At 35.6% G+C, this 21421-nt stretch carries 23 protein-coding genes and 1 other annotated feature; of the genes, 7 read left to right on the top strand and 16 right to left on the bottom strand.

The window, feature by feature from the left end:
* Complete coding sequence (locus BJL90_RS10095) at positions 1-822, bottom strand: class I SAM-dependent methyltransferase (protein ID WP_070967377.1); 822 nt, start codon at positions 820-822, stop codon at positions 1-3.
* Between the two features lie 144 nt (positions 823-966).
* A complete protein-coding gene (locus BJL90_RS10090; protein ID WP_070967374.1) occupies positions 967-1491 on the bottom strand; it encodes an FmdE family protein in 525 nt (174 codons plus the stop codon).
* Positions 1492-1789: 298 nt separating this feature from the next.
* Between BJL90_RS10090 and BJL90_RS10085 the strand changes: the two genes are divergently transcribed.
* A complete protein-coding gene (locus tag BJL90_RS10085; protein WP_070967371.1) occupies positions 1790-1978 on the top strand; it encodes a hypothetical protein in 189 nt (62 codons plus the stop codon).
* A 16-nt stretch (positions 1979-1994) separates the two neighbouring features.
* Here BJL90_RS10085 and BJL90_RS10080 read toward each other — a convergent pair whose 3' ends face one another.
* Positions 1995-2690 (bottom strand): epoxyqueuosine reductase, encoded by a 696-nt coding sequence (locus tag BJL90_RS10080; RefSeq protein ID WP_070967368.1) that lies wholly within the window; start codon positions 2688-2690, stop codon positions 1995-1997.
* Positions 2691-2869: 179 nt separating this feature from the next.
* Between BJL90_RS10080 and BJL90_RS10075 the strand changes: the two genes are divergently transcribed.
* A complete protein-coding gene (locus BJL90_RS10075; RefSeq protein WP_070967365.1) occupies positions 2870-3079 on the top strand; it encodes an alpha/beta-type small acid-soluble spore protein in 210 nt (69 codons plus the stop codon).
* A 99-nt stretch (positions 3080-3178) separates the two neighbouring features.
* Here BJL90_RS10075 and BJL90_RS10070 read toward each other — a convergent pair whose 3' ends face one another.
* The 6 genes from BJL90_RS10070 to BJL90_RS10045 all read right to left on the bottom strand — a co-directional run bounded on the left by BJL90_RS10070 (position 3179) and on the right by BJL90_RS10045 (position 6501).
* A complete protein-coding gene (locus BJL90_RS10070) occupies positions 3179-3385 on the bottom strand; it encodes a DUF1657 domain-containing protein (RefSeq protein WP_070967361.1) in 207 nt (68 codons plus the stop codon).
* A gap of 168 nt (positions 3386-3553) precedes the next feature.
* Positions 3554-3907 (bottom strand): stage V sporulation protein AE, encoded by a 354-nt coding sequence (spoVAE, locus tag BJL90_RS10065; RefSeq protein ID WP_070967358.1) that lies wholly within the window; start codon positions 3905-3907, stop codon positions 3554-3556.
* Between the two features lie 14 nt (positions 3908-3921).
* Positions 3922-4926, bottom strand: coding sequence for a stage V sporulation protein AD (gene spoVAD / locus BJL90_RS10060; protein WP_070967355.1), 1005 nt, complete (start codon positions 4924-4926; stop codon positions 3922-3924).
* A complete protein-coding gene (gene spoVAC / locus BJL90_RS10055; RefSeq protein WP_070967352.1) occupies positions 4927-5406 on the bottom strand; it encodes a stage V sporulation protein AC in 480 nt (159 codons plus the stop codon).
* 13 nt (positions 5407-5419) lie between these two features.
* The gene (locus tag BJL90_RS10050; protein ID WP_070967348.1) at positions 5420-6280 is read right to left on the bottom strand and encodes a DUF421 domain-containing protein; all 861 of its coding nucleotides are present in this window, start codon (positions 6278-6280) and stop codon (positions 5420-5422) included.
* A 14-nt stretch (positions 6281-6294) separates the two neighbouring features.
* Positions 6295-6501, bottom strand: a complete 207-nt coding sequence (locus BJL90_RS10045) for a DUF1657 domain-containing protein (protein ID WP_070967346.1) — start codon at positions 6499-6501, stop codon at positions 6295-6297.
* Positions 6502-6662: 161 nt separating this feature from the next.
* On the opposite strand from BJL90_RS10045, the gene BJL90_RS10040 reads away from it, so the two are divergent.
* A complete protein-coding gene (locus BJL90_RS10040; RefSeq protein WP_070967344.1) occupies positions 6663-7193 on the top strand; it encodes a DUF4364 family protein in 531 nt (176 codons plus the stop codon).
* 311 nt (positions 7194-7504) lie between these two features.
* On the opposite strand, the gene BJL90_RS10035 is transcribed toward BJL90_RS10040, so the two are convergent.
* From BJL90_RS10035 to BJL90_RS10020, 4 genes are all read right to left on the bottom strand, one after another.
* Positions 7505-8800 (bottom strand): bifunctional folylpolyglutamate synthase/dihydrofolate synthase, encoded by a 1296-nt coding sequence (locus tag BJL90_RS10035; RefSeq protein WP_070967341.1) that lies wholly within the window; start codon positions 8798-8800, stop codon positions 7505-7507.
* 206 nt (positions 8801-9006) lie between these two features.
* Entirely contained in the window at positions 9007-11661 is a 2655-nt protein-coding gene (locus BJL90_RS10030; protein ID WP_156778757.1) for a valine--tRNA ligase, read from the bottom strand.
* Between the two features lie 13 nt (positions 11662-11674).
* A complete protein-coding gene (locus BJL90_RS10025) occupies positions 11675-11884 on the bottom strand; it encodes a hypothetical protein (RefSeq protein WP_070967339.1) in 210 nt (69 codons plus the stop codon).
* 46 nt (positions 11885-11930) lie between these two features.
* Positions 11931-12158: a binding site (T-box leader), on the bottom strand.
* Between the two features lie 147 nt (positions 12159-12305).
* A complete protein-coding gene (locus tag BJL90_RS10020; RefSeq protein ID WP_070967336.1) occupies positions 12306-12626 on the bottom strand; it encodes a hypothetical protein in 321 nt (106 codons plus the stop codon).
* 145 nt (positions 12627-12771) lie between these two features.
* Between BJL90_RS10020 and BJL90_RS10015 the strand changes: the two genes are divergently transcribed.
* Entirely contained in the window at positions 12772-13785 is a 1014-nt protein-coding gene (locus BJL90_RS10015) for an ABC transporter substrate-binding protein (RefSeq protein ID WP_070967333.1), read from the top strand.
* Between the two features lie 211 nt (positions 13786-13996).
* On the opposite strand, the gene BJL90_RS10010 is transcribed toward BJL90_RS10015, so the two are convergent.
* Entirely contained in the window at positions 13997-14683 is a 687-nt protein-coding gene (locus tag BJL90_RS10010; RefSeq protein ID WP_070967330.1) for an anaerobic ribonucleoside-triphosphate reductase activating protein, read from the bottom strand.
* Positions 14684-15145: 462 nt separating this feature from the next.
* Here BJL90_RS10010 and BJL90_RS10005 point away from each other — a divergent pair, with 462 nt between their 5' ends.
* The 3 genes from BJL90_RS10005 (at position 15146) to BJL90_RS09995 (ending at position 18931) form a co-directional block, all read left to right on the top strand.
* Positions 15146-16858, top strand: a complete 1713-nt coding sequence (locus BJL90_RS10005) for an FAD-dependent oxidoreductase (RefSeq protein WP_070967328.1) — start codon at positions 15146-15148, stop codon at positions 16856-16858.
* A gap of 148 nt (positions 16859-17006) precedes the next feature.
* The gene (locus BJL90_RS10000) at positions 17007-17612 is read left to right on the top strand and encodes a class I SAM-dependent methyltransferase (RefSeq protein ID WP_081561935.1); all 606 of its coding nucleotides are present in this window, start codon (positions 17007-17009) and stop codon (positions 17610-17612) included.
* Positions 17613-17803: 191 nt separating this feature from the next.
* Complete coding sequence (locus BJL90_RS09995) at positions 17804-18931, top strand: amidase domain-containing protein (protein WP_081561934.1); 1128 nt, start codon at positions 17804-17806, stop codon at positions 18929-18931.
* A gap of 304 nt (positions 18932-19235) precedes the next feature.
* Here BJL90_RS09995 and feoB read toward each other — a convergent pair whose 3' ends face one another.
* Entirely contained in the window at positions 19236-21095 is a 1860-nt protein-coding gene (feoB, locus tag BJL90_RS09990; protein ID WP_070967325.1) for a ferrous iron transport protein B, read from the bottom strand.
* Between the two features lie 36 nt (positions 21096-21131).
* On the bottom strand, positions 21132-21350 hold the full coding sequence (locus BJL90_RS09985) for a FeoA family protein (RefSeq protein WP_070967323.1): 219 nt from the start codon (positions 21348-21350) through the stop codon (positions 21132-21134).
* Positions 21351-21421 lie beyond the last annotated feature (71 nt).

Genomic DNA, 21421 nt, shown 5'->3' with positions numbered 1-21421 from the left:
TTAAACCCTCCAAATCAATGCAGCTGTTTTAGCTTCTGTTTTTTCTATGACTTTTCCATTTTTTTGATGGACATCAAGGAATTTTTCTATCTTTTCTATATCCTCCTGCTGAATATGATGATTAATTTCAAATCTTTGTCTGTACAATTGTTGAATTTCTTCTAAATCCCATTCCTGCTCCCATATTTTTTCCTGATAAAAAATCTCTGGGTGATACCCTAATTTCCATAATATATTAAAGGCATAATAAATCTTATCTTCCTTTTGTTTCTTTTTACTATTTTCTCCTAGGATTTCTTTCTGTAATGGGTCCCAAAGTTGATTACTGCGTTGAATAAAACCACTTAAATAACAATAGCCTTTGCTGACCTCCAGCATCTTTTTGAAGGTAGAAAAATTATAGACCCCTGGTGTCATAGATGCCAGAACAAGATCAAACTTCTTTTCCCAGCCATATTCCTTTATATGAATATCTTCCCAGTTCTTTTGATCATAGATAATATTGTTTAACCCTGCACCTGTAGCATGATCTTTTGCATACTGCAGCATTTCCTGTGAAATATCTATAGCAAAAACTTCTTTGCATTCCTTTGCCATAGGTATGGTATACCTTCCAGGACCACAGCCTATATCCAATACTGTATTATTTTTTTGTAGTATTCCTTTGCTTCTTAACAAATCCATCACATGATTTGCCTCTCCAAGAGATACACCTTCATTATAGGTTTTTGCCCTATTATCCCAAAAGGAAGTACAGGCTGATGCATTTTGCTCACTAGGCTGCCAAGCTTCTATCCAATCCTTTAATTCTAGTTGTGCCATACGGTTCGCTCCTTTTTATCCATTTTCAGTTAAAATAAAAACCATGAAGGAAAACTAAGAATGCTTTATTCTTTTCTTTACCTTCATGGTTGATATAAAAAAACTTTAGTTTTCCAATTGTATCATTAGATTCTTTTACGAATTCTATAATTCTCTAGAATAATCTTTAAAACAATCTAAGCAAACCTTCTGCCCTTCCATCAAACGAATTTTATGTTCAGGAGCTCCTTCTCCACAGCTTTCACAAACAATGGTTGTAAAAATTCTAGCCCTTTCTGGCAGTTCAAAATTAGGGATTTTAAATTCAAAGATTTCTTCTATCGGTGCATTTAATAAGTAGGCTTGTCTTTCATCTCGTTCCATTTTTTCTTGAAAAGGTTTTAAAACCATACGGATACTTTGGTTGGTGGTACGATTAAAAAAGCTAAAGGCTTGCTTCCCTGTTCCTCTATAGATTAAATTTCCCTTGCCAAAGCTGCAGCCTAAAAGCAGTTGTATAGCATCCACGCCACAGGCATCATTCTCTGTAACACAAACTACATCTTCATCCTTAGAAAAATCAACACCTAACTTCTTCATAGCGGCTTCACTGGCCTTGTATCCAATGGCCAGTCCTGGACACTCATGTCCATGAAATTCTACACATTTTTTCCATAGTGCTTCATCCATTTTTTTCATCTCCTTAAAAAAATAAATAATTTATGTTTATTTCTTATATCCAGTAAAATAAAGCCACGAAAACTAGTGAGATACGCACTAGCCTTCATGGCCAAAAAAAGTCTTCATGACTAATTTATTCAGCTATTTTCTTATATTTTTATATCCTTATACATTTATTGTCTTTATTACTTAAAGTATATAAAATCTGGATAACATTGTCAATAGTTTATCAATTTTTTCATATATTGGAAAATAATTTTCCTCATTATTTTTAAGAAAAAACTCAAACTAACTATGAGGTGATTTTATGTCAATAAGAAAAAGCCAATGGACCAATATTAAAGGTGATATGCAGGAGTATAGTGCAAGGACTTACAAATATGAAGAACGTCACTTTCATAGAGAAGCAAAGTCTCAAAAAGCACAGCTGCAAAGCATGCATGATCATGGTTTCAGAAAAGATGTAAAAACACCCATGAAAAGGAAGTTGACATAGGGTAGTTTCTTCTACCCTATGTCTTCAATATTTGCTTTCCTTTTTTACATGCTTTTATACAAATACCGCAAACCGCTCCTCTGCCTATGTGTTTATACTTATTTTTCATATGATTGCTACAAGTGTCAGGACACATCATTTCTTCCCGCAATACTTCTGGCTTCCAAGTTTTGCCCTTTAGAGCATTAGCAGGACAGAGCTTTACACAAAGATTGCATTCCCCACACTGAGACATGGTTATTGCTTCATTATAATCAAATACCATATTGGTTAAAACTGTACCTAAACGAACACGAGGACCAAATTCTTCTGTTACAAGACAATTGTTCTTTCCAATCCATCCTATCCCAGCTTTAGTAGCAGCAGTCCTATGTTGAAATAATCCTCTATAGTTCCAACCCTCAAGATTAATAGATTGAGAAGCAGGAATAGCCATAGCCAAGTATCCCCACTGCTGTAGTTGATTTGTGATTTTGAAGGTCATTTGATCGATAAATGCATTTACCGTTCTATAGTGATGAAAATAAGTGTGGGTAGGACCGTTTTGTGGATCGATATCACTGATTACTTGATCTGACAATCGAATCGCTATAGAAATGCCACTTATAAGATGTTTAAATTCTTCTGGTAATACATCTTCCAGTTGTCCATAACCCACTTTTGCAGCTCCCAGATTGAAAATCATTGTTGTTAGTTGCTGTTGCTTATCCAAATTATCCTCTCCTTTCAATCATTATAACAAAATAAACTTTTAAAAACACAAAAAAATTCCTTCCATAATTATATATCCCTTCAAAAACCTACTAACATATTCCTAAAGAGAATTGGTTAAATTATAAATACAACATCAAAAGATGTTGTAAAATAAAATCATATGAGGAGGAGAAATTTATGGCTTCAAGAAATAATAACAGAATTGTTGTACCAGAAGCACGTCAAGCTCTAAATCAGATGAAAACTGAGATTGCTAGTGAATTAGGATTAGCAAACTATGAAGCAACAGATAAAGGTAATTTAACTTCTCGACAAAATGGTTATGTTGGCGGATATATGGTGAAAAGATTAATCGAGCAAGCTGAAAGAAACATGAGTGGAAAATAGTAAAAAAATAAAAAAGGAAAGACCAAACTTTGTTTGGTCTTTCCTTTTTTATTTTAAATAAACCCCACCAATCCTAAAATAAGGTGAGGTCTATATAAATTATTGTTGTTTAAACTGTGGTTCTTGCTTTTCAATATATTTTCTTCTATTTTCTAAGGTTTGTAACGCATTCTCAAGATCTTGTGCTATTTGTTGAAACTCTTTTTTTGCATTTTGGTCTTGTGTTTCTAAAGAAAATGTCTTCATTGTAGCAGCTGCACTTTGAATACCTGCAATTGCTTGTTGCATTTGTGTACCTACTGTCATCATTTTCACCTCCCTTCAGTATTTTAATGAAGGCATGGAGGATAAGCCTTATTCTTTATACCGAAGTTTTAATATCGCAAGCACCACATTTACAAGCTGCTACTGGCCTTTTAGCCCGAAATACAAAAACATAGTTCCTGCATATTAAAATTTATAAATATACTTCTATCAACCTTTTGGTTTAAAAATTAATGCTGCAATAAATCCAAAAATAATAGCTGCGGAGATTCCGGCACTGGTGACTTCAAAAATTCCTGTCAATACCCCTACAATGCCATTTCTTTCATACTCCATCATGGCACCCTTAAAAAGAGAGTTCCCAAAACTACTAATAGGTATTGTGGCTCCAGCGCCAGCAAATTTTATCAAAGGTTCATACAATCCTAAGCCTCCCAGTATAGCTCCTGTCACCACCAAACCACTCATGGTATGGGCTGGAGTTAGCTTAAAAACATCCATGGCAATTTGTCCTATGACACAGATTCCTCCACCTACGACAAAAGCCCAAATAAACTTTTCCAAAAAACTTCACCTCCTTATATTTCAATAGCTACCGCATGAGCTATACAAGGAATACTTTCTTTTTGCTGATAGGACATAGGTGACATCAAAGCACCGGTAGCAACAACCAAAATTTTTCTTAACTCTCCTTTTCTCATACGATTCATAAAATGTCCGTAAGTTACAGTAGCAGAACAGCCACATCCGCTGCCTCCTGCAAAAATAGGTTGTTCCTGTCTATAAATTAATAACCCGCAATCAGTAAAAATCTCTTTTGGTATTTTCATCCCATGTTCAATAAGTAAATCTCCTGCTATACGATGTCCTACTGCTCCCAGGTCACCAGTAGCAATAAGATCATAGTGAGAAGGATCGATGTTTAAATCTCTAAAATGTGCTTCAATGGTATCTACTGCTGCTGGTGCCATAGCTGCCCCCATATTAAAAGGATCGGATATTCCCATATCAATCACCCTTCCTATAGTAGCCGCCACAACCCTAGGTCCTTCTTCCCCCTCTGATGCTACAACTGCAGCTCCTGCTCCTGTAACAGTCCATTGGGCAGTTGGTGGTTTTTGCGCACCGTATTCTGTTGGATACCGAAATTGCTTTTCTGCCGCTGCATTATGACTGGAAGCAGCAGCCAGGGCATTTTTAGCAAATCTACTATCTACTATCATGCTGGCAAGAGCTAATCCCTCCATAGAACTTGAACAAGCACCAAAAACCCCTAAATAAGGCACACCTAAGGTTCTAGCAGCAAAACTACTAGAAATAATTTGATTCATTAAGTCGCCACTTAAAAAAAACTGAATATCTTCTTTTTTCATCCCTGCCTTATCGATGGCTTTTTGACAAGCTTCCTCCAGCAACTTTTTTTCTGCCTTCTCAAAACTATCCTGCCCCAGCCATATATCAGCATGCAGGGTGTCAAAATCCTCTGGCATAGCTCCCTGTGCTTCAAAGGGACCTCCCACGGCGGCTGATGCCTTAATAAAAGGTTTTGATTCAAAAACCCAAGATTGGTGTCCTTTAAGCATTTATATCCCACCTAATTCCTTTATAATAATTTTTATCAGAGCCACTACAAATGCGGAAAATACACCATATGTGATAACTGGCCCTGCAATCTTAAACATATTTCCGCCTACACCCAGTACAAAACCTTCGCTGCGATGTTCAATAGCGGCAGAAGTTACAGTGTTAGCAAAACCTGTAACAGGTACTGCTGTTCCTGCCCCAGCCCATTGAGCCATATGATCATATACGCCTAAGCCTGTCAACAAAACAGAAATAATAATTAACGTGGCTACTGTAGGATTACCCGCAGTAATTTCTGTAAAATTAAAATACTTTATAAACATCATTTGAAGAGCTTGACCTATGGTGCATATGATCCCACCCACAAAAAATGCTTTTATAGAATTTATGAAAGCAGGACGCTTTGGCTCTCGATCTTTAGCAAAGATCTGGTACTGTTGCTGGGTAGGTGTTAACTTCTTATATTTTTGTCTAGACACTTTTCATCACCTTCTAACGTAATAAATAGGGCTGCAATTTTTTCATCAGCTCTTGTAAATTTTTTGCATGTTCACTATACATTTGCTTGGCTTTTTCGTCTTTTGTTTCTAAAGCATATTTCGTAAAATCTGCCTGACTCTTTTCTATACCAGCATACAGCATCTCTTTAACGCTTGGCTGAGGTAATTGAATCATATCATCAAATAAATCTACATATAAATCACCACTACTATCTACTTGACCAATAAATACATTGGTCAAATCTACACCCATGCCCTTTAGTTGCGTTTTAAGCCAACCCTCATTTAACCCAAACTCATTTAGAGCATCATATAAAATGTTTCCATCTAAGATAATAGTTTGTGGTTCGGTTTGTGGTGCTACTTTTCTCTCTAAATCATGAGCAGTAATGGGCTTTTTATCAGACTTCATTACAACATTTACCTCACCGGTTGTTTCTAAAACCGCAAACTCAACATCTGCTAAACTAAAGGCATTTTTTGCTCGCAGCTCTCTTATTAATTCTTCTCCTGTCAATTTTGCTTTTTTTAAATTCTCCTCCATGACTTTTCCCTTTTTTATAAGGATGGTTTGCTTACCATAAATAAAATCATGTATTACTTTGCTCTTTACCGCCATGAAGTCAAGTAAGATGGGCAATACAATCCAAACCCCCAGTGCAACCAATCCTAATCTGATATTTGTAATTACTTTTGCGGAAGTAAGCGCAGCTATTGTGGCAATGATTATGTAATTTACAAGTTGAAATGCTGTCATTTTTCCTGGATGCCGTTTTCCCATAATTCTTATAAATAAAAAAGTCAAAAAAAATAATCCTAGTGATCTTAATAGTATTTCCACCCAATCTCTCATATGATCCACCCCATCTAATAACCTTTAAATTGAGATTCTTCAAACTCTAATGTTTTTAGTCTATTTTCTAAATCCTTTATAATCTCATTGCTTGTCTTTAGCGCTTCTTCATAAACTTTTTTTTCTTCTTCATGGTGGCACTGTAGTGAATAAGTCCTCAACGTGCCTTGTGTCCCCTTTAGTGTAGCCAAAGTCTGCTTTACTTGTGAACCAACTGTCATGGCAATAACCTCCTGTGAATATCTGTTATATATCTATTTTCTTCTAAAAAGTCTCTCTTCATACATCTGAAAAATATTTTTTTGCTTTGGATTTCTTCTTTTAAAATTTTGATAAATGCAGTAATATAATATTAGGAAACTTTTTAAGGAGGTAAATAGAAATGTTTGTGAATACACCAGAACAATTGGCAGAAAAAAAACTGCTTTTACTTTATATATTAGATCAAGCAGAAGGCTCTTTAACGAATTCTCAAATTACTCAGTTCATTTTAGAAAACGATATTATGAATTACTTTATGTTGCAGCAATTTTTATCAGAACTCAAAGAAGCAGACTTTATCGCTGAAGAAGAGAAAAATCATAGTCAGTTATTTTCCATCACCCATAAAGGAAAAAATACGCTGAATTACTTTGTTAATCGAATTCCTAAAAATCAAAAAGAGGAAATCAACACTTTTATCCATATGCAAAAAGAAAACCTACAGGCAAATATAGAGATTCGAGGGGATTATCACCAACTTGGAGAAGAAAAAAAGTATGTTATTAGGCTCACAATGACAGAAGACAACACCCCTGTTATTGACCTAAAACTAAATCTATCAGAAGAAGAAGAGGCAAAAAACATATGTATCAATTGGAAAAGAAATCCTAAGGCCCTTTACAATGAAATTATAAAATTACTTTCCTTGTAAATAAAAAAAGCCCCTTAATCCTATTTTTATTAGGGGATAACAACTTTTTTTAAAAAAAATATGTTGAATTAAGGGGATATGCTGACGATGAAAAAGGTCATAAGGAATATTTGGTTCCTTCCAAATATAGACCTTCATGACCTTGTCTTCTTAACGTATTTATATTTCAAAATTTAGTTGATTTACATAGGTTTCATGATTGTGTAATAAACCTTCATGATTTATTTTGGAAGTGTTTTTGACCTGTGTCTAAATAAATAATATCATATTATTCATTCAATTGTCAATAGATCTTTTGTGAATTTTTCATATTATTTATTTGTTAATATCGTTCTAGCTTCCCCGATCATATATAAAGATCCGGCAAAAAGAATGACATCTGAAGCCTCTGTCACTTCATAGGCTTTTTTTACTGCCTCTTTAATGGTGTTACATATATACATATCTTTTCCATAACAGACTAATTCCTTAGCTAAATCATCTGCTGCCATTGCTCTAGGGTTGTTTGGTTTAGTCACGACGATTTTATCCATAAGAGGAATTAGATTGCTTAATACCCCTTGGACATCTTTATCTCCTAACATTGCCACCACTAAAGTAACTTTTTTTCCTTGTAGCAAGGTTTCAACACTATGCTTTAAAGCTGTAGCTCCCTGAAGATTGTGGGCACCATCTATGATGGTTAAAGGATTCTTAGCTAATACCTCTAATCTTCCTATCCATTTCGTCGTTTTTAATCCTTGATAAATTGCTTCATCGCTAATCAGAATATTTCTATGGTTTTTTAACACCTCTATCGCTGTTAGCGCTGTACAGCAATTATACACCTGATGTGGTCCTGCCAATGTGATGATAACATCTTCATATTTTTTTCCTAATACTTCTACAGAAAACTGTTGTTCTTCAATGGTACTGCGATGTACTTTAAGATGATCATAATTCACAACAAATAGTTGGCTATTTTTTTCTCTAGAGACTTTTTTTACAACCTCCTTTGCCTCTTCTCGTTGAGGATAAGAAACAACAAAATTGTTTTCTTTGATAATTCCTGCCTTTTCAAAAGCTATTTTTTCAAGCGTATCTCCTAAATGCTCCATATGATCATAGTCTATAGGGGTTATGATGGAAAGCAGAGGATTTTCTATAATATTTGTAGCATCTAGACGCCCTCCCATACCTACTTCTAATATGGTAAAATCCACCTTTTCTTCTGCAAAATAAACTAATGCAATGGCTGTCCCAACTTCAAACTCTGTAGGATGGTTTTTTCCCTCTGACAGCATCTGCTCTATTTTTGCTTTAACAATTGTAGTAACCTCTGCTAAGCGCTGTTTGTCAATCTTCTCCCCATTAATTTGCATTCTCTCTGTAAACTCTTCTATGTAGGGAGAGGTATATAACCCTACCTTATAGCCTGAAGTCTTTAGGACACCATTGATAAAAGAGGAAGTTGAACCTTTGCCATTGGTTCCTGCCACATGAATCACCTTTAACTCCTTCTGAGGGTTTCCTAATAAATTTAATAGATACTTGATATTCTCTAATCCTAATTTGCTGCCAAATTTATACGTGCCATGGATATACTCTATTGCCTCTTGATAATTCATCTCCCCACTCCATTCTTTAAAGTATATTTCTTATGCGAACCTACATAATTTCATCATAGCAGAAAAACCATTGGTGTCAACAACTTAGTTATTATTTTAACATAATTATTCTAATTTTTATCACGCTTTTATTTTTAGGATAGGAAGGCCCCACCCCTAAGGTTAGTGTAGGCGGGACTTTCACTTTTACATTTATTGCTTTATCTTTACTTCTTTTTGCTTAATGTTTCTATTCTTTCCAATACTGTATGCAGCATTTCTTCGTACTTTGCTCCTTTTTGCCGTTCTTCTTCAATTAAGTGGGCAGGGGCTTTTTTAGTAAAGCCTTCATTTGAAAGTTTCCCCTTAACCCTTTTGATTTCTCCCTCTAACTTCGTCTTCTCTTTTTGAAGCCTTTCTATTTCTTTTGCAACATCAATTAAGTCTTCTAAAGGTAAAAATAGTTCTCCCCCCTGTACTACAGTCGAAACAGCATCGGAAGGAACTTCTTCTTTGTTGCTTACAAATTGGATTTCTGATATTCCTGCCAATGCTACAAAGTATTGTTCTCCCTCTTGAATGACAGTTTTTACTTCTTCTTTCGACGTCCACACCATCAGCTTTGCTTTTCTTGAAGGAACTACATTCATCTCTGCCCTTAAGTTTCTAATGTTTTTAATGGCCTCCATGATTAAATTCATTTTTTCTTCTGCTTGATAATTTTTTGCCTCTTCTTTATATTTTGGCCAAGGGGCTACAATGACACTATCTTTAAAGTTAGGTATACTTTGCCATATTTCTTCTGTGATAAAAGGCATAAATGGATGTAACAACTTTAATATACTTTCTAATACATAGGTAAGGGTATACTGTGCAGCCTTCTTTTTATTAGCCTCATCACCATATAATCTATTTTTTGCTAGCTCAATATACCAATCACAATATTCACTCCAAATAAAATCATAGGTTTTTTGCAGGGCCAATCCTAGCTCAAATTTCTCCATGTTCTCTGTTACTTCTCTAGTAACTTCATTTAATCGAGACATAATCCATTGATCTGCTATATTTAAATGATCTTCTACTTGCTGAAGGGATATTTCTTCTTCATCTAAGTTCATCAATACAAATCTTGTAGCATTCCATAGTTTATTAGCAAAGTTTCTACTGGCCTCTAATCTTTCCATATGAAAACGAATGTCATTTCCTGGGGAATTACCGGTAACCAAGGTATATCTAAGGGCATCTGCTCCATACTGATCTATAATCTCCAGTGGGTCTACGCCATTTCCCAATGATTTGCTCATTTTTCTTCCCTGAGCATCTCTTACCAAACCATGCACAAATACATGCTTAAAAGGCACTTCCTTCATAAATTCAATGCCTGAGAAGGCCATACGCACAACCCAGAAGAAAATAATATCGTAGCCAGTTACTAATACGTCTGTTGGATAGAAGTATTCCAGCTCTTTTGTTTTTTCCGGCCATCCCAAGGTAGAAAAAGGCCATAGGGCTGAACTAAACCATGTATCTAGTACATCTTCATCCTGTTTTATGCTGCTACCCTCACATTTTTTACAGCTTGTTGGTACTTCTTTTGATACCATCATTTCTCCACAATCTTCACAATAATAAGCAGGTATACGATGTCCCCACCACAATTGTCTTGAAATACACCAATCTTTAATATTTTCTAACCAGTGGAGATAGATTTTATCAAAACGTTGCGGAATAAACTTAATTTTGCTATTCTTTACTGCTTCAATAGCGGGTGCTGCTAAAGGTCCCATCTTTACAAACCATTGGTCTGAAGTCATGGGCTCCACCACAGTATCACAACGATAGCATTGCCCAACACTATGGCTTCTCTCTTTGACATGGACAAGCAAACCTAAATCTTCTAAGTCCTTTACAATCTGCTTTCTTGCTTCATATCTGCCCATTCCCTCGTATTTACCACCCTTAGCGTTGATGGTAGCATCTTCCTTCATCACAACAATTTGAGGAAGATCATGTCTTAACCCAATCTCAAAATCATTAGGGTCATGTGCAGGGGTGATTTTTACAGCGCCAGTTCCAAATTCAGGATCTACATAATCATCTGCTATAATAGGTAGCTCCCTATTCACCAATGGTAGTATGGCAGTTTTTCCGATTAAATGCTTATAACGGTCGTCTTCTGGATTTACAGCTATAGCAGTATCTCCTAGCATTGTTTCTGGTCTTGTGGTGGCAATTTCTAAAAATTCATCGCTATCTTTGATAGGATACTTGATATGCCAAAAATGTCCTTCCTTGTCCTCATGTTCAACTTCTGCATCTGAAAGAGAGGTTTTACATTCCGGGCACCAGTTAATAATCCTATTGCCACGATAAATCAAACCTTTTTCGTATAATTGAATAAAGACCTCTGTGACAGCATCGCTGCAGCCTTGATCCATAGTAAATCTTTCTCTAGACCAATCACAAGAGTTACCTAATCTTTTCATTTGTTCTACAATTACTCTGCCATATTCATCTCTCCACTGCCATGCTCTTTTAAGAAATTCTTCTCTGCCCAGCTCTTGCTTTGTTAAACCTTCTTCTGCTTTAATTTTTTCTACTACCTTTACTTCTGTTGCAATACTGGCGTGATCCGTACCTGGCTGCCATAGGGTTTCAAAACCCTGCATTCTTTTAAATCGAATCAATACATCTTGAAGGGTATGGTCTAGTGCATGCCCTAAATGCAGTTGTCCTGTAATATTTGGTGGCGGCAGTACAATGCAATAGGGATCTTTTTCAGGATTTGCCTGTGCTTTAAAATAGTCTTTTTCCATCCAATACTGATAAATGCGATCCTCGAATTCCTTGGGATCGTAGTTTTTAGGTAAATTGTTTATCATTTGTATTTCCTCCTTAGAATCTGATGATCTGTAAAAATTGTAGCTTATCAGGAATTTCGTCTAAAAACAATAAAATTGCTCCTAGCGCAGCAAGAACCAGTCCACCAACCTTTACAAACAAAATGCCTTTTATCGTAGTAATTTTTAAAACTTTACAAATCATACCTGTAGCATACACCAAAACAGTTCCTATTAATAATAAAAACAAACCCAGCTGAAACATCCTCATTCCTCCAATGTGGAGCAAATAAAAAAGCCTTCATCCTGAAAATAAGGACGAAGGTTTTCTTTCGCGGTACCACCTTAATTTCTATTTTACCATAGGAAAATAGACGCTCTCTTTCGTATAACGGTATTCAACCGTCTGCACCTACTATGATTTCGATGCAGAAGCTCCAAAGCTACCTTCAATAATTATCGCTCTAAAAAACCTTGCAGCCTAAGGGTTTTTCTCTCTTTAGAGTTAACTATTTACTCCTCTTTGTCACAGCATTTTCTCTATTTAATTTAACAATATCTAACAAATTATTTAGAAATTCAGTTTTATTATAACCAATTCATCAGATTTGTCAAGGGACTTTTTTATTATCAATCATTATGTATGCCCTCTGTTCTAGATTTTATCGCCGAAAACTTTCTTCCACTTACTTCACTAGTCTAATAGAATATCTCCTGTCCAAATATTCTACCAAAATTCTTATCATTTCTTCATAACTGCTATTAAACACTTCCCATTCCCTTTTATAATTTGCATAAATGAGTCGTTTGGTATAGTTATACATTGGAATATCTTTATAAACACATAACCTGGACACTCTACCATTACCTGCTGTCAAGTTGCCAGGGTTAATACCAAAATCTACTTCATCACGATGTACTAGAGCATACCAATAAAAATGATCAATTTCTCCCCGAACGTATCCATATCTGTTTTTACTAGTACAAATTTTGATATTTAAAGACATACTCATCCCTCCATTATCCCTATATCTAAATTTTATGTGAACTTTTGGTATCCTATACTTATTTTGTTAACAGTAACACACTTTTACGCCTACAGAATATACTGGGTATAGATAGTAGTTTTAAATATAAATGGAGGGATTTTAAGTGAAATATTTAAAAATCACCAGTGTATTTCTTATTATTCTTATGATAACTGCTGTGAGTCTATCAGGTTGTAGCAGTACAAAGTCACCAGAATTAACAAAGATTTCTGTCATGGAGGTAACCCATTCTGTATTTTATGCTCCCCAATATATCGCCATTACAGAAGGCTTCTTTGAAGAGGAAGGACTAGAAGTGGAATTGATTGACGGTAAAGGTGCTGATAAGGTTATGGCATCCCTGCTAAGTGACCAAGTACAAATTGGCTTTATGGGTCCGGAGGCTTCTATTTATGTATTCAACCAAGGCAAAGATGATTATGCCGTCAATTTTGCTCAATTAACCCAAAGAGATGGTTCCTTTATTGTTGCACGGGAGCCTAATCCAAATTTCACTTTTGAGGAACTACGTGGAAAAGAACTTCTAGGCGGTCGTAAAGGCGGGATGCCTAATATGACACTTGAATACGTACTTAAGGGCAATGGTCTTGTGCCAGGTGTGGATTTAAATGTACGAACTGATATTCAGTTTGGTGTTATGGCAGGAGCCTTTGCCGGTGGTGAAGGAGACTATACAACACTATTTGAACCTACTGCATCTCTCATTGAAAAAGAAGGAAAAGGCTTTGTTGTAGCCTCTGTGGGAGCGGAAAGTGGTTATATCCCTTATACTGCTTACTGTGCTAAAAAAAGCTATTTAGAAGAAAATCCTGAAATTATCCAAAAATTTACAAATGCTGTTTATAGGGGAATGTTATGGGTGGAGAATCATAGCGCTGAAGAAGTAGCAAAATCTTTACAACCCCATTTCGTTGACGCAGACTTAGACATTCTGGTTAATGTAGTAGAAAGATATCGTTCCATTGGGGCATGGGCACCTAACCCAGTCCTGACTGAAGAAGGGTTAAACCGACTTCAAGATGTTATGATGGAAGCTGAAGAATTAAATACAAAGGTAAACTATGATGAGATTGTTGTCACCAATTTTGCTGAGGAAGCAATGAAAAATATCAAGTAAAAAAATTCATTGTATCCACCTAAATTTTATTAGGTGGATACTTTTGTTTTTATCATCTTTTTTCCTTAACTATTCTCCATAGTAAATAACTGAAAACTATAAAACCCACAAGAATAGCAATGGTACTATAGGACATAATTAGAAAGTTGGTCACTATGCTCACCTCAATAATAGATGCATAAATATATTATTACAAAAAATCTTTAAAAAATTACTTTCGAATTTTAAAACTTTCAAAATAACTCGCTACTTCTTTTTTAACTTCTTCCAAAATTTCTGTTTCTTGTGGATGAAGTTGTTTTTTTCCTATTAAAACCGTCTCTCCATCCCTAAAATTCTGTATAACGTAGGCTCTACTTCCCTTTAAATACGCTGCAATTTCTAAAATATCTTCTTTACTATGCAGCTCCTTACATACAGTTGTTCTAAATTCATAATCTACATTTGAGTTTTTTATAATATCAACACTTCTTTTAATCATTTCTATCTCTACTTTTTTTCCTGCAACAAACTCATATCGATCAAAAGGAGCTTTTATATCCATAGCAATATAATCTAATAACGTATTCTTCAACAACAGCTCCAGCATATCAGGGTTTGTGCCATTGGTATCTAATTTTATAAAAAACCCTTCTTGTTTTATCTTAAAAATAAAATCATATAATCCTTTTTGCAGGGTGGGTTCTCCGCCTGAAATACACACTGCATCAATAAATTTTTTTCTTTTTCGTAAGAAAGCAAAAATTTCTTCTTGGTTAATCTCTTTGCCCTCCTCTTTTACCATGTGGCTATTGTGACAGTATCCACATCTAAAATTACATCCTGCAGTAAAGCATACAGTAGAAACTTTATTAGGATAATCAATAAAAGAGGATTTTTCCATGCCTAATATTTTCATCATTCTTTCACCTTACTTATTTTATATTTTTTATTACAGATAACCAATTTTATAACTTAACAAAATGCACACGGTATGCATTTTGTTAAACTTTGTAGTTGATGATCTATAGTTGATTCTTGTTCCTTGATTTTTTTCATCCTTTTATTGTATCAGTTTTTTCTCCTAACTGCAGCCTTCAAAAAAAGGTACTTCAATAATATGTTAACTATATGAAAATATTGGTATATAATTATTAACCATTTCTTTCAAAAGATAAGTATAACCTTTTATTAGTCATCTAATAAATACCCTGCTATTACTTTTTCTTATTAATGAAGCTCCTTTGAAGCTTATTTAATAGATAAAGAAACAGTGATCATGCCAAAACCTATTGACTTTTGACAAAAAGAAATGTATTATATAGATATATACACACCCCCTATGGGAGGGGGTGTAAAAAGAATTAGGAGGGTCAATAGCATGAAAAAGAAAGTGATTATTGTGGGTGGCGTTGCTGGGGGTGCTTCTGCTGCTGCAAGGTTGAGAAGATTGGATGAAAATGCAGAAATTATTATGATTGAAAGAGGAGAACACATTTCCTTTGCAAATTGCGGTCTTCCTTATCATATCAGCGGGGTTATCGAGGAAAGAAGTGCTTTATTGGTACAAACGGTAGCAGGAATGTCCAAAAGATTCAATATGGATATTCGTAACCTGAGCGAGGTAATAAAGATTGATACTGATAAAAAATTTGTTACTATAAGAAACCTAACAACCGATGATACTTATGATGAATCCTATGATTTTCTTGTGCTCTCACCAGGAGCTAATCCAATCAAGCCCCCCATCACCGGGATAGAAGGTGCAAAAAATCTCTTTACCTTAAGAAATATTCCAGATACAGATGCAATCAAGTCTTTTATTGAAAAACAACAACCTCAATCGGCTGTTGTTATCGGTGGGGGATTTATTGGTGTGGAGATGGCGGAAAACCTTCATGAAAAAGGCATAAGCGTTACTCTTATTGAAGCAGCTGATCAAGTGATGGGACCTATTGATTATGAAATGGCTTGTATTTTACACAGTCATATTATCAGTCAAGGCGTTGACCTAATCCTAAAGGACGGGGTAAAGTCCTTTGAGGAGCAAGGGCAAAAGATTATATTGCAAAGCGGTAGAGAAATTAAAACGGATCTAATCATTTTCTCTATTGGGGTTTCTCCTGAAAATCATCTAGCAAAAACAGCAGGATTGCAACTAGGTACTAGGGGGGGGATTCAAGTGAACCAGTATCTTCAAACCTCCGACCCCCACATCTACGCCATAGGAGATGCTATAGAAGTCGCTGATTTTATTCATGGCACATCAACGATTATTCCCCTAGCTGGACCTGCTAATAAACAAGGTAGAATTGTAGCGAATAACATTTGCGGCAAAAAAGAAAAATATCAAGGTACACTAGGAACTGCCGTTGCTAAAGTATTCGATATAATAGTAGCCTCCACAGGAAGTAATGAGAAGGTTTTAAAGAAACTTGGTATTGCGTATAAGGCTCTTCATATTCATCCAGGCTCTCATGCAGGATATTACCCTGGTGCTTCCCCTATTGCTATGAAGCTGTTATTTGATTTAAATACAGGACAAATATTTGGTGCTCAAGCTGTAGGCTATAAGGGAGTTGAAAAACGCATGGATGTACTGGCTACTGCCATCATGGCAGGACTTAAAGCTCCAGATTTAAAGAATTTAGAGTTATCCTATGCTCCCCCCTTCTCTTCAGCGAAGGATCCAGTGAATATGCTGGGGTTTGTGGCCAGCAACTTAATGGAAGACCTAGTAGATACTATCCAGTGGTATGACGTGGATGATATCCTTAAAAATCATGGCTTACTGGTAGACATCAGAGAAAAGGCAGAACGTAAAGTTGGATTTATTCATGGGTCTATTCATATTCCCTTAGGAGAGCTTAGAAATCGCCTCTCTGAGCTTCCCAAAGATAAAACCATCTATCTTTACTGCCAAGTAGGGCTAAGAGGTTATATAGCAGCCAGAATTTTAAAACAACATGGTTATCAAGTTAAAAATTTAGACGGTGGTCTTAAAACCTATCAATCGGTATTTCATTCTTATGGATCTTCCCATTGTGTAGAACAAGTAGATGACACAGGTGTTACAAAGATATATTGTCAATAGCAAACCCCTTCTGCTGTAGCATCAACCCTACAGTAGAAGGGGTTTTATCAAATTCTATGTAAATTTCTTTTGTTTCTTTTGTTTGATATAATAACATAATATATAAGTGTCTATACTTGAAAAAGCAATGAGAAACAGGAGGAATATTATGGAATATACTGGTGAAAGAATCATACCTAAATTAATGAATCCTAAAAACGGATTGGTGATTGAACATATAGCTCGCTATGCATTTGCTAATGAATTTTGTAAAGGGCGTGTATTGGACATAGCCTGTGGCAGTGGTTATGGTAGTGAAATTTTATTAACTGATAACGATAAAATTACAAAGTTGGTTGGTATAGATATCTCCACGGAGTCCATTGCCTATGCCAAGCAACATTACTCCTTTCCACAAACTTCTTACTATACAGATAATGCTTTAAATAAGGACCTTCATACGATCTATGGTACCTTTGATACCATTATAAGCTTTGAGACCATTGAACACTTTGAAGGAGATGAAATTTTTGTTCAAAATCTCTATAACCTATTAAAACCTAATGGTACACTTATTATTTCTACACCTTTTGGTCGTGGTAAAGATCACCCCTGTAGTTGTCCTTTCCATGTTTTTCAGTATACGGAAGAAGAGTTTTTAGAAGTGTTAAAACCCTTTCAACAGATAGCCATGTATCATCAAATTGATTCAACAATTGAGCTTCCCAAAGAAGATCAAAAGTATTATTTGATGGTAGCAGTCTGTAAAAAGTAATATAGATATAGGCTTTAATCGTGAATTTCAGCATGCAAAGTTTGTATTTATCATCTTTAGTGCATTAAAATTGGTAGACATATAGCTGATATAAAACCCCTTCGGAGAAACTATTCAGATAGGCACGTCTTATGGAATAGGGCTTAAACTTTATACATATACTCCTATGAATAGATTTTGGAGGGGAAAAGATGGTTATTTTTATTCGATTCAAGAGAGTAACAGTTTTTCTGCTGGCAATGGTCTTTTTATCATTTGGCGGATTGGGCATCTATTTTTTGCATCTATCTACAAAAACTTCTGCTGCATTCATCGATGAGGATTTAAAAGGAATGTTAACGATAGAAGTACAACAGCTATTTGATCTTAGAAACCAAGCTTTACTAGAAAAAGATACCGATATGTTGGCAAATCTGTATGCTACAGAAGTAAGATATGGCTTATGGGCCTATGAACATGAGCTTAAAAAGATGAACTATTTACATAATTGGTCAGATAAACAATCTATAGTATTTAAAGAAATTAATTCGCAGGTTATCGTAAGAAGCGCCAAAAATAAGCAAGAGGGATTTTCCCTAAGCCTTTTGGTTTCCACTGAATATCAGTATGTCTATGAAGATGCTGTTAAAACATACAATTCCTTTAGGCTTGGCACTTATCATGTATTAGACTTAATGCCGGATGACAAAAGATGGTGCATTACTAGGGAATGGTATACAGATCCTTTTGCTGATTCTTTGGATCTAGACGAACTCAAAAGCCAAGAGATCCAACAGCAAATTTTATCGGGAGAACCTAAGAATTTATCCGACCTAAATGAAAGAAGAGTAAAAGCAGTAGCCTATGCTGACCAATACTGTGGAGCAGCCAGCCTTCCTGAGTATAGCTTTCAATATAACCCTAAATACAGGAACTATAACCCCCAGGGGGGAGATTGTGCTAACTTTGCTTCCCAAATGCTTTATGAAGGAGGAAATTTTAGAAAAAATTCTACATGGAACTATGAGCGAGGCGCAGGAAGTAAAGCCTGGATTAATGCGAATGCCTTCAATAATTATATGCTATACAGCGGAAGAGCCTCGCTCATTGCCAGTGGTACCTACGAAAAAGTTCTAGCCGCCTCCCACAAACTCTTGCCTGGGGACTATGTAGCTTATGAAAAAAAAGGAAAAGTTACCCATATATCTGTTGTGACAGGTATAGATTCTAAAGGCTATGCTTTAGTAAACTCTCATAATTCAGATCGCTATAGAGTTCCCTGGGATTTAGGCTGGAGTAATAAAGGGATAAAATTTCGACTGGTCCGTGTGCATTATTAATATTAATTTTGAAACTTCGTTTAAATCATCTCTCTTTACCTCCCATAATACAAATGTAGAAAACCGTTATTATGCCTACGACAATTATTTACTAGAAGAGCATAAAAAAATGCCATGCTGATAATTTTTGATCAGCATAGCGTTTTTTTATTTCTTACAGGATTTTAACAAAGAGCATCCTTTACAATCCTCGCACTTTGCCGGAAGAACAATAATTGTATAACACCTTGGACATCTCTGTAAACTAGAATCTTCTATGGTCATCTTGCATTTAGGACAAACCACAGCCATATCCACACCTTCTTTATAAAATTAATTGAGCTAGTACGCCTGCTGTCAAGAAAGATAATATAAAACTTCCGATCCAAATAGCAGCAGACTCTTGCCAGCTTCTTTCTTTAAAAATCACCATAATTGCTGCAATACAAGGTACAAATAATGTAATCGCCACCAAAGATACTACCACTTGAGCCCCAGATAAAATACCAGCACTAGCTAAAGAATCTAATCCAGCGGCACCGAAATCCCTTCTTATAATTCCCATGATGAAGGCTTGTGCTACTTGAGGAGGTAATTTTAAGAACCCTTGGGTAATAGGCGCAAAGAAAGCTGTAACGCCTTCTAAAATTCCAGTATACTGCATGATTGTAATCGTCACTGCACCAACAGCAAATAAAGGTCCTGCTTCCTTCATAAACATTAAGGTCTTTATATAGGTTTTACGCAATACATTATTAAATTGAGGCAACCGAAGAGGTGGAAGATCAATTAATAAATCTGTAGATTTTCCTGGCATTACCTTATTCAGAGCAGTTCCTGTCAATACAAATACTGTAAAAATCGTTACTAAGTAAATTAATAAGTACTTAAACCCTAAAGGAGCAATGAGACCTGCAATCACCCCCAACTGTGCAGAGCAAGGAATAGCCAGTCCTAATAACATTGTAGCAATAAACCGTTCCCTTTTAGAACCTAATAATCTTGTGGTAATAGTAGCCATGGTAACACAACCAAAACCTAATATCATTGGTATAACTGCTCTACCATTTAACCCTAAATAGGTCAATAATCTGTCGACCAAAGTAGCTATTCTAGGCAAATATCCTGAATCCTCTAATACTGATAAGCACAAATAAAATCCAACTACCAAAGGTAGTAGAAGACCCAATAAATAAATCGGAGCCATCGTAAACAAGCCAAACTCTCCTATGAGCAGATCCCCTACAAAATTTCCTTCTTCAACGAACCTAGTGAAAATGCCCACAATAAAGTCATTATAATAGGTTCCCATAATGATTTCTTCTGTAATCTCTACCACAGTTTGAGCTACAAACACACCGATAGCTTGATACATTAGATATAAAGTAAACAGTAGAATTGGAATTCCAGTTAAAGGTTGAATCATCCACCTACCCAGCTTCGTCTTAAAGGAGGCTCCTTGATTACTTTCTGCGACTACTTGGTTTACAATTTCATCCACCCTTCTTCTTCGTTCCATGTAAATACTTTCTCTTAAGGGATATTTTAATACTAGTTTATGCCTTTCTAACATATGTTCATCTTCTTCTAACAATAAAACAGCTTCAGACTCTTCATCCACATCTCCTAAAACTTTTAGAATATTGTCCTCAACAACTTGTAATCTATTGCCTTTTTTGGCGCGGTGAATCGCTTCTTTTACTTCTTGGATTCCCTCCCCTTTCGTAGCAGTGGTAGAAATAACCTCTACTCCTAACTGTTTAGACAACTTTTTAACATCTATTTTCAGACCATTTCGTTTCACATCATCCATCATATTTAGGGCAACTACTACAGGCTTTCCCATGTCAATGATTTGTTGCGTTAAAAACAAGTCCCTCTCTAGATGCACCGCATCTACTACATTTACTATTATATCTCCATAAAGAATTACATCTCTTGCAACCCGTTCCTCGTCGTTAAAGGAAGATACTCCGTATACACCTGGCGTATCTATTACAACATCATCCTTATACTTCCCATGACTAATATCTACAGTTGTCCCGGGAAAGTTTGATACATCCACATACATTCCTGTAAAAGCATTAAAAAAAACTGATTTCCCTACATTAGGGTTCCCTACTAAAACAATTTTCTTACTTCCTTCTGGAATCTCAATAACGGAAGCTACACCATGACAATCCATATTTATCCTCCTACCGATTATATTACTTTTAATTACTTATATTGCTCTTACCTCTATCGTCTCAGCTAAATTACGTCCAATAGCAATTTCTTGCATCCTGTTTTGAAGAACGATGGGCCCAGCAGGTAACTTTTCCGAACAGATTAGCTTTGCTCCCTCACATATCCCCAAACGTATAGCTTGAGCCCGAATGTTTGCATCAGGAATTTTAACAATTTCTAGTTTTTGTCCCCTCACAATTTTATCTAATGTCATTGCATGCTCCTCCTTTAATGTGTATTAATATCAAGAATCATTATCATTAATATAAAAATCAATAATTATTA

The sequence above is a fragment of the Clostridium formicaceticum genome (assembly GCF_001854185.1).
GTDB lineage: Bacteria > Bacillota > Clostridia > Peptostreptococcales > Natronincolaceae > Andreesenella > Andreesenella formicacetica.
Note: the sequence above shows the minus strand (reverse complement) of the source record. Positions and strands in the feature narration are given on the sequence as shown.

Excerpts from the sequence above, each read along its gene's own strand:
- BJL90_RS10095 (WP_070967377.1), bottom strand. The coding sequence starts at position 822 with ATGGCACAACTAGAATTAAAGGATTGGATAGAAGCTTGGCAGCCTAGT.
- BJL90_RS10090 (WP_070967374.1), bottom strand. The coding sequence starts at position 1,491 with ATGGATGAAGCACTATGGAAAAAATGTGTAGAATTTCATGGACATGAG.
- BJL90_RS10085 (WP_070967371.1), top strand. The coding sequence starts at position 1,790 with ATGTCAATAAGAAAAAGCCAATGGACCAATATTAAAGGTGATATGCAG.
- BJL90_RS10075 (WP_070967365.1), top strand. The coding sequence starts at position 2,870 with ATGGCTTCAAGAAATAATAACAGAATTGTTGTACCAGAAGCACGTCAA.
- BJL90_RS10070 (WP_070967361.1), bottom strand. The coding sequence starts at position 3,385 with ATGACAGTAGGTACACAAATGCAACAAGCAATTGCAGGTATTCAAAGT.
- spoVAD (WP_070967355.1), bottom strand. The coding sequence starts at position 4,926 with ATGCTTAAAGGACACCAATCTTGGGTTTTTGAATCAAAACCTTTTATT.
- BJL90_RS10050 (WP_070967348.1), bottom strand. The coding sequence starts at position 6,280 with ATGAGAGATTGGGTGGAAATACTATTAAGATCACTAGGATTATTTTTT.
- BJL90_RS10045 (WP_070967346.1), bottom strand. The coding sequence starts at position 6,501 with ATGACAGTTGGTTCACAAGTAAAGCAGACTTTGGCTACACTAAAGGGG.
- BJL90_RS10040 (WP_070967344.1), top strand. The coding sequence starts at position 6,663 with ATGTTTGTGAATACACCAGAACAATTGGCAGAAAAAAAACTGCTTTTA.
- BJL90_RS10035 (WP_070967341.1), bottom strand. The coding sequence starts at position 8,800 with ATGAATTATCAAGAGGCAATAGAGTATATCCATGGCACGTATAAATTT.
- BJL90_RS10030 (WP_156778757.1), bottom strand. The coding sequence starts at position 11,661 with ATGATAAACAATTTACCTAAAAACTACGATCCCAAGGAATTCGAGGAT.
- BJL90_RS10025 (WP_070967339.1), bottom strand. The coding sequence starts at position 11,884 with ATGTTTCAGCTGGGTTTGTTTTTATTATTAATAGGAACTGTTTTGGTG.
- BJL90_RS10020 (WP_070967336.1), bottom strand. The coding sequence starts at position 12,626 with ATGTCTTTAAATATCAAAATTTGTACTAGTAAAAACAGATATGGATAC.
- BJL90_RS10010 (WP_070967330.1), bottom strand. The coding sequence starts at position 14,683 with ATGAAAATATTAGGCATGGAAAAATCCTCTTTTATTGATTATCCTAAT.
- BJL90_RS10005 (WP_070967328.1), top strand. The coding sequence starts at position 15,146 with ATGAAAAAGAAAGTGATTATTGTGGGTGGCGTTGCTGGGGGTGCTTCT.
- BJL90_RS10000 (WP_081561935.1), top strand. The coding sequence starts at position 17,007 with ATGGAATATACTGGTGAAAGAATCATACCTAAATTAATGAATCCTAAA.
- BJL90_RS09995 (WP_081561934.1), top strand. The coding sequence starts at position 17,804 with ATGGTTATTTTTATTCGATTCAAGAGAGTAACAGTTTTTCTGCTGGCA.
- feoB (WP_070967325.1), bottom strand. The coding sequence starts at position 21,095 with ATGGATTGTCATGGTGTAGCTTCCGTTATTGAGATTCCAGAAGGAAGT.
- BJL90_RS09985 (WP_070967323.1), bottom strand. The coding sequence starts at position 21,350 with ATGACATTAGATAAAATTGTGAGGGGACAAAAACTAGAAATTGTTAAA.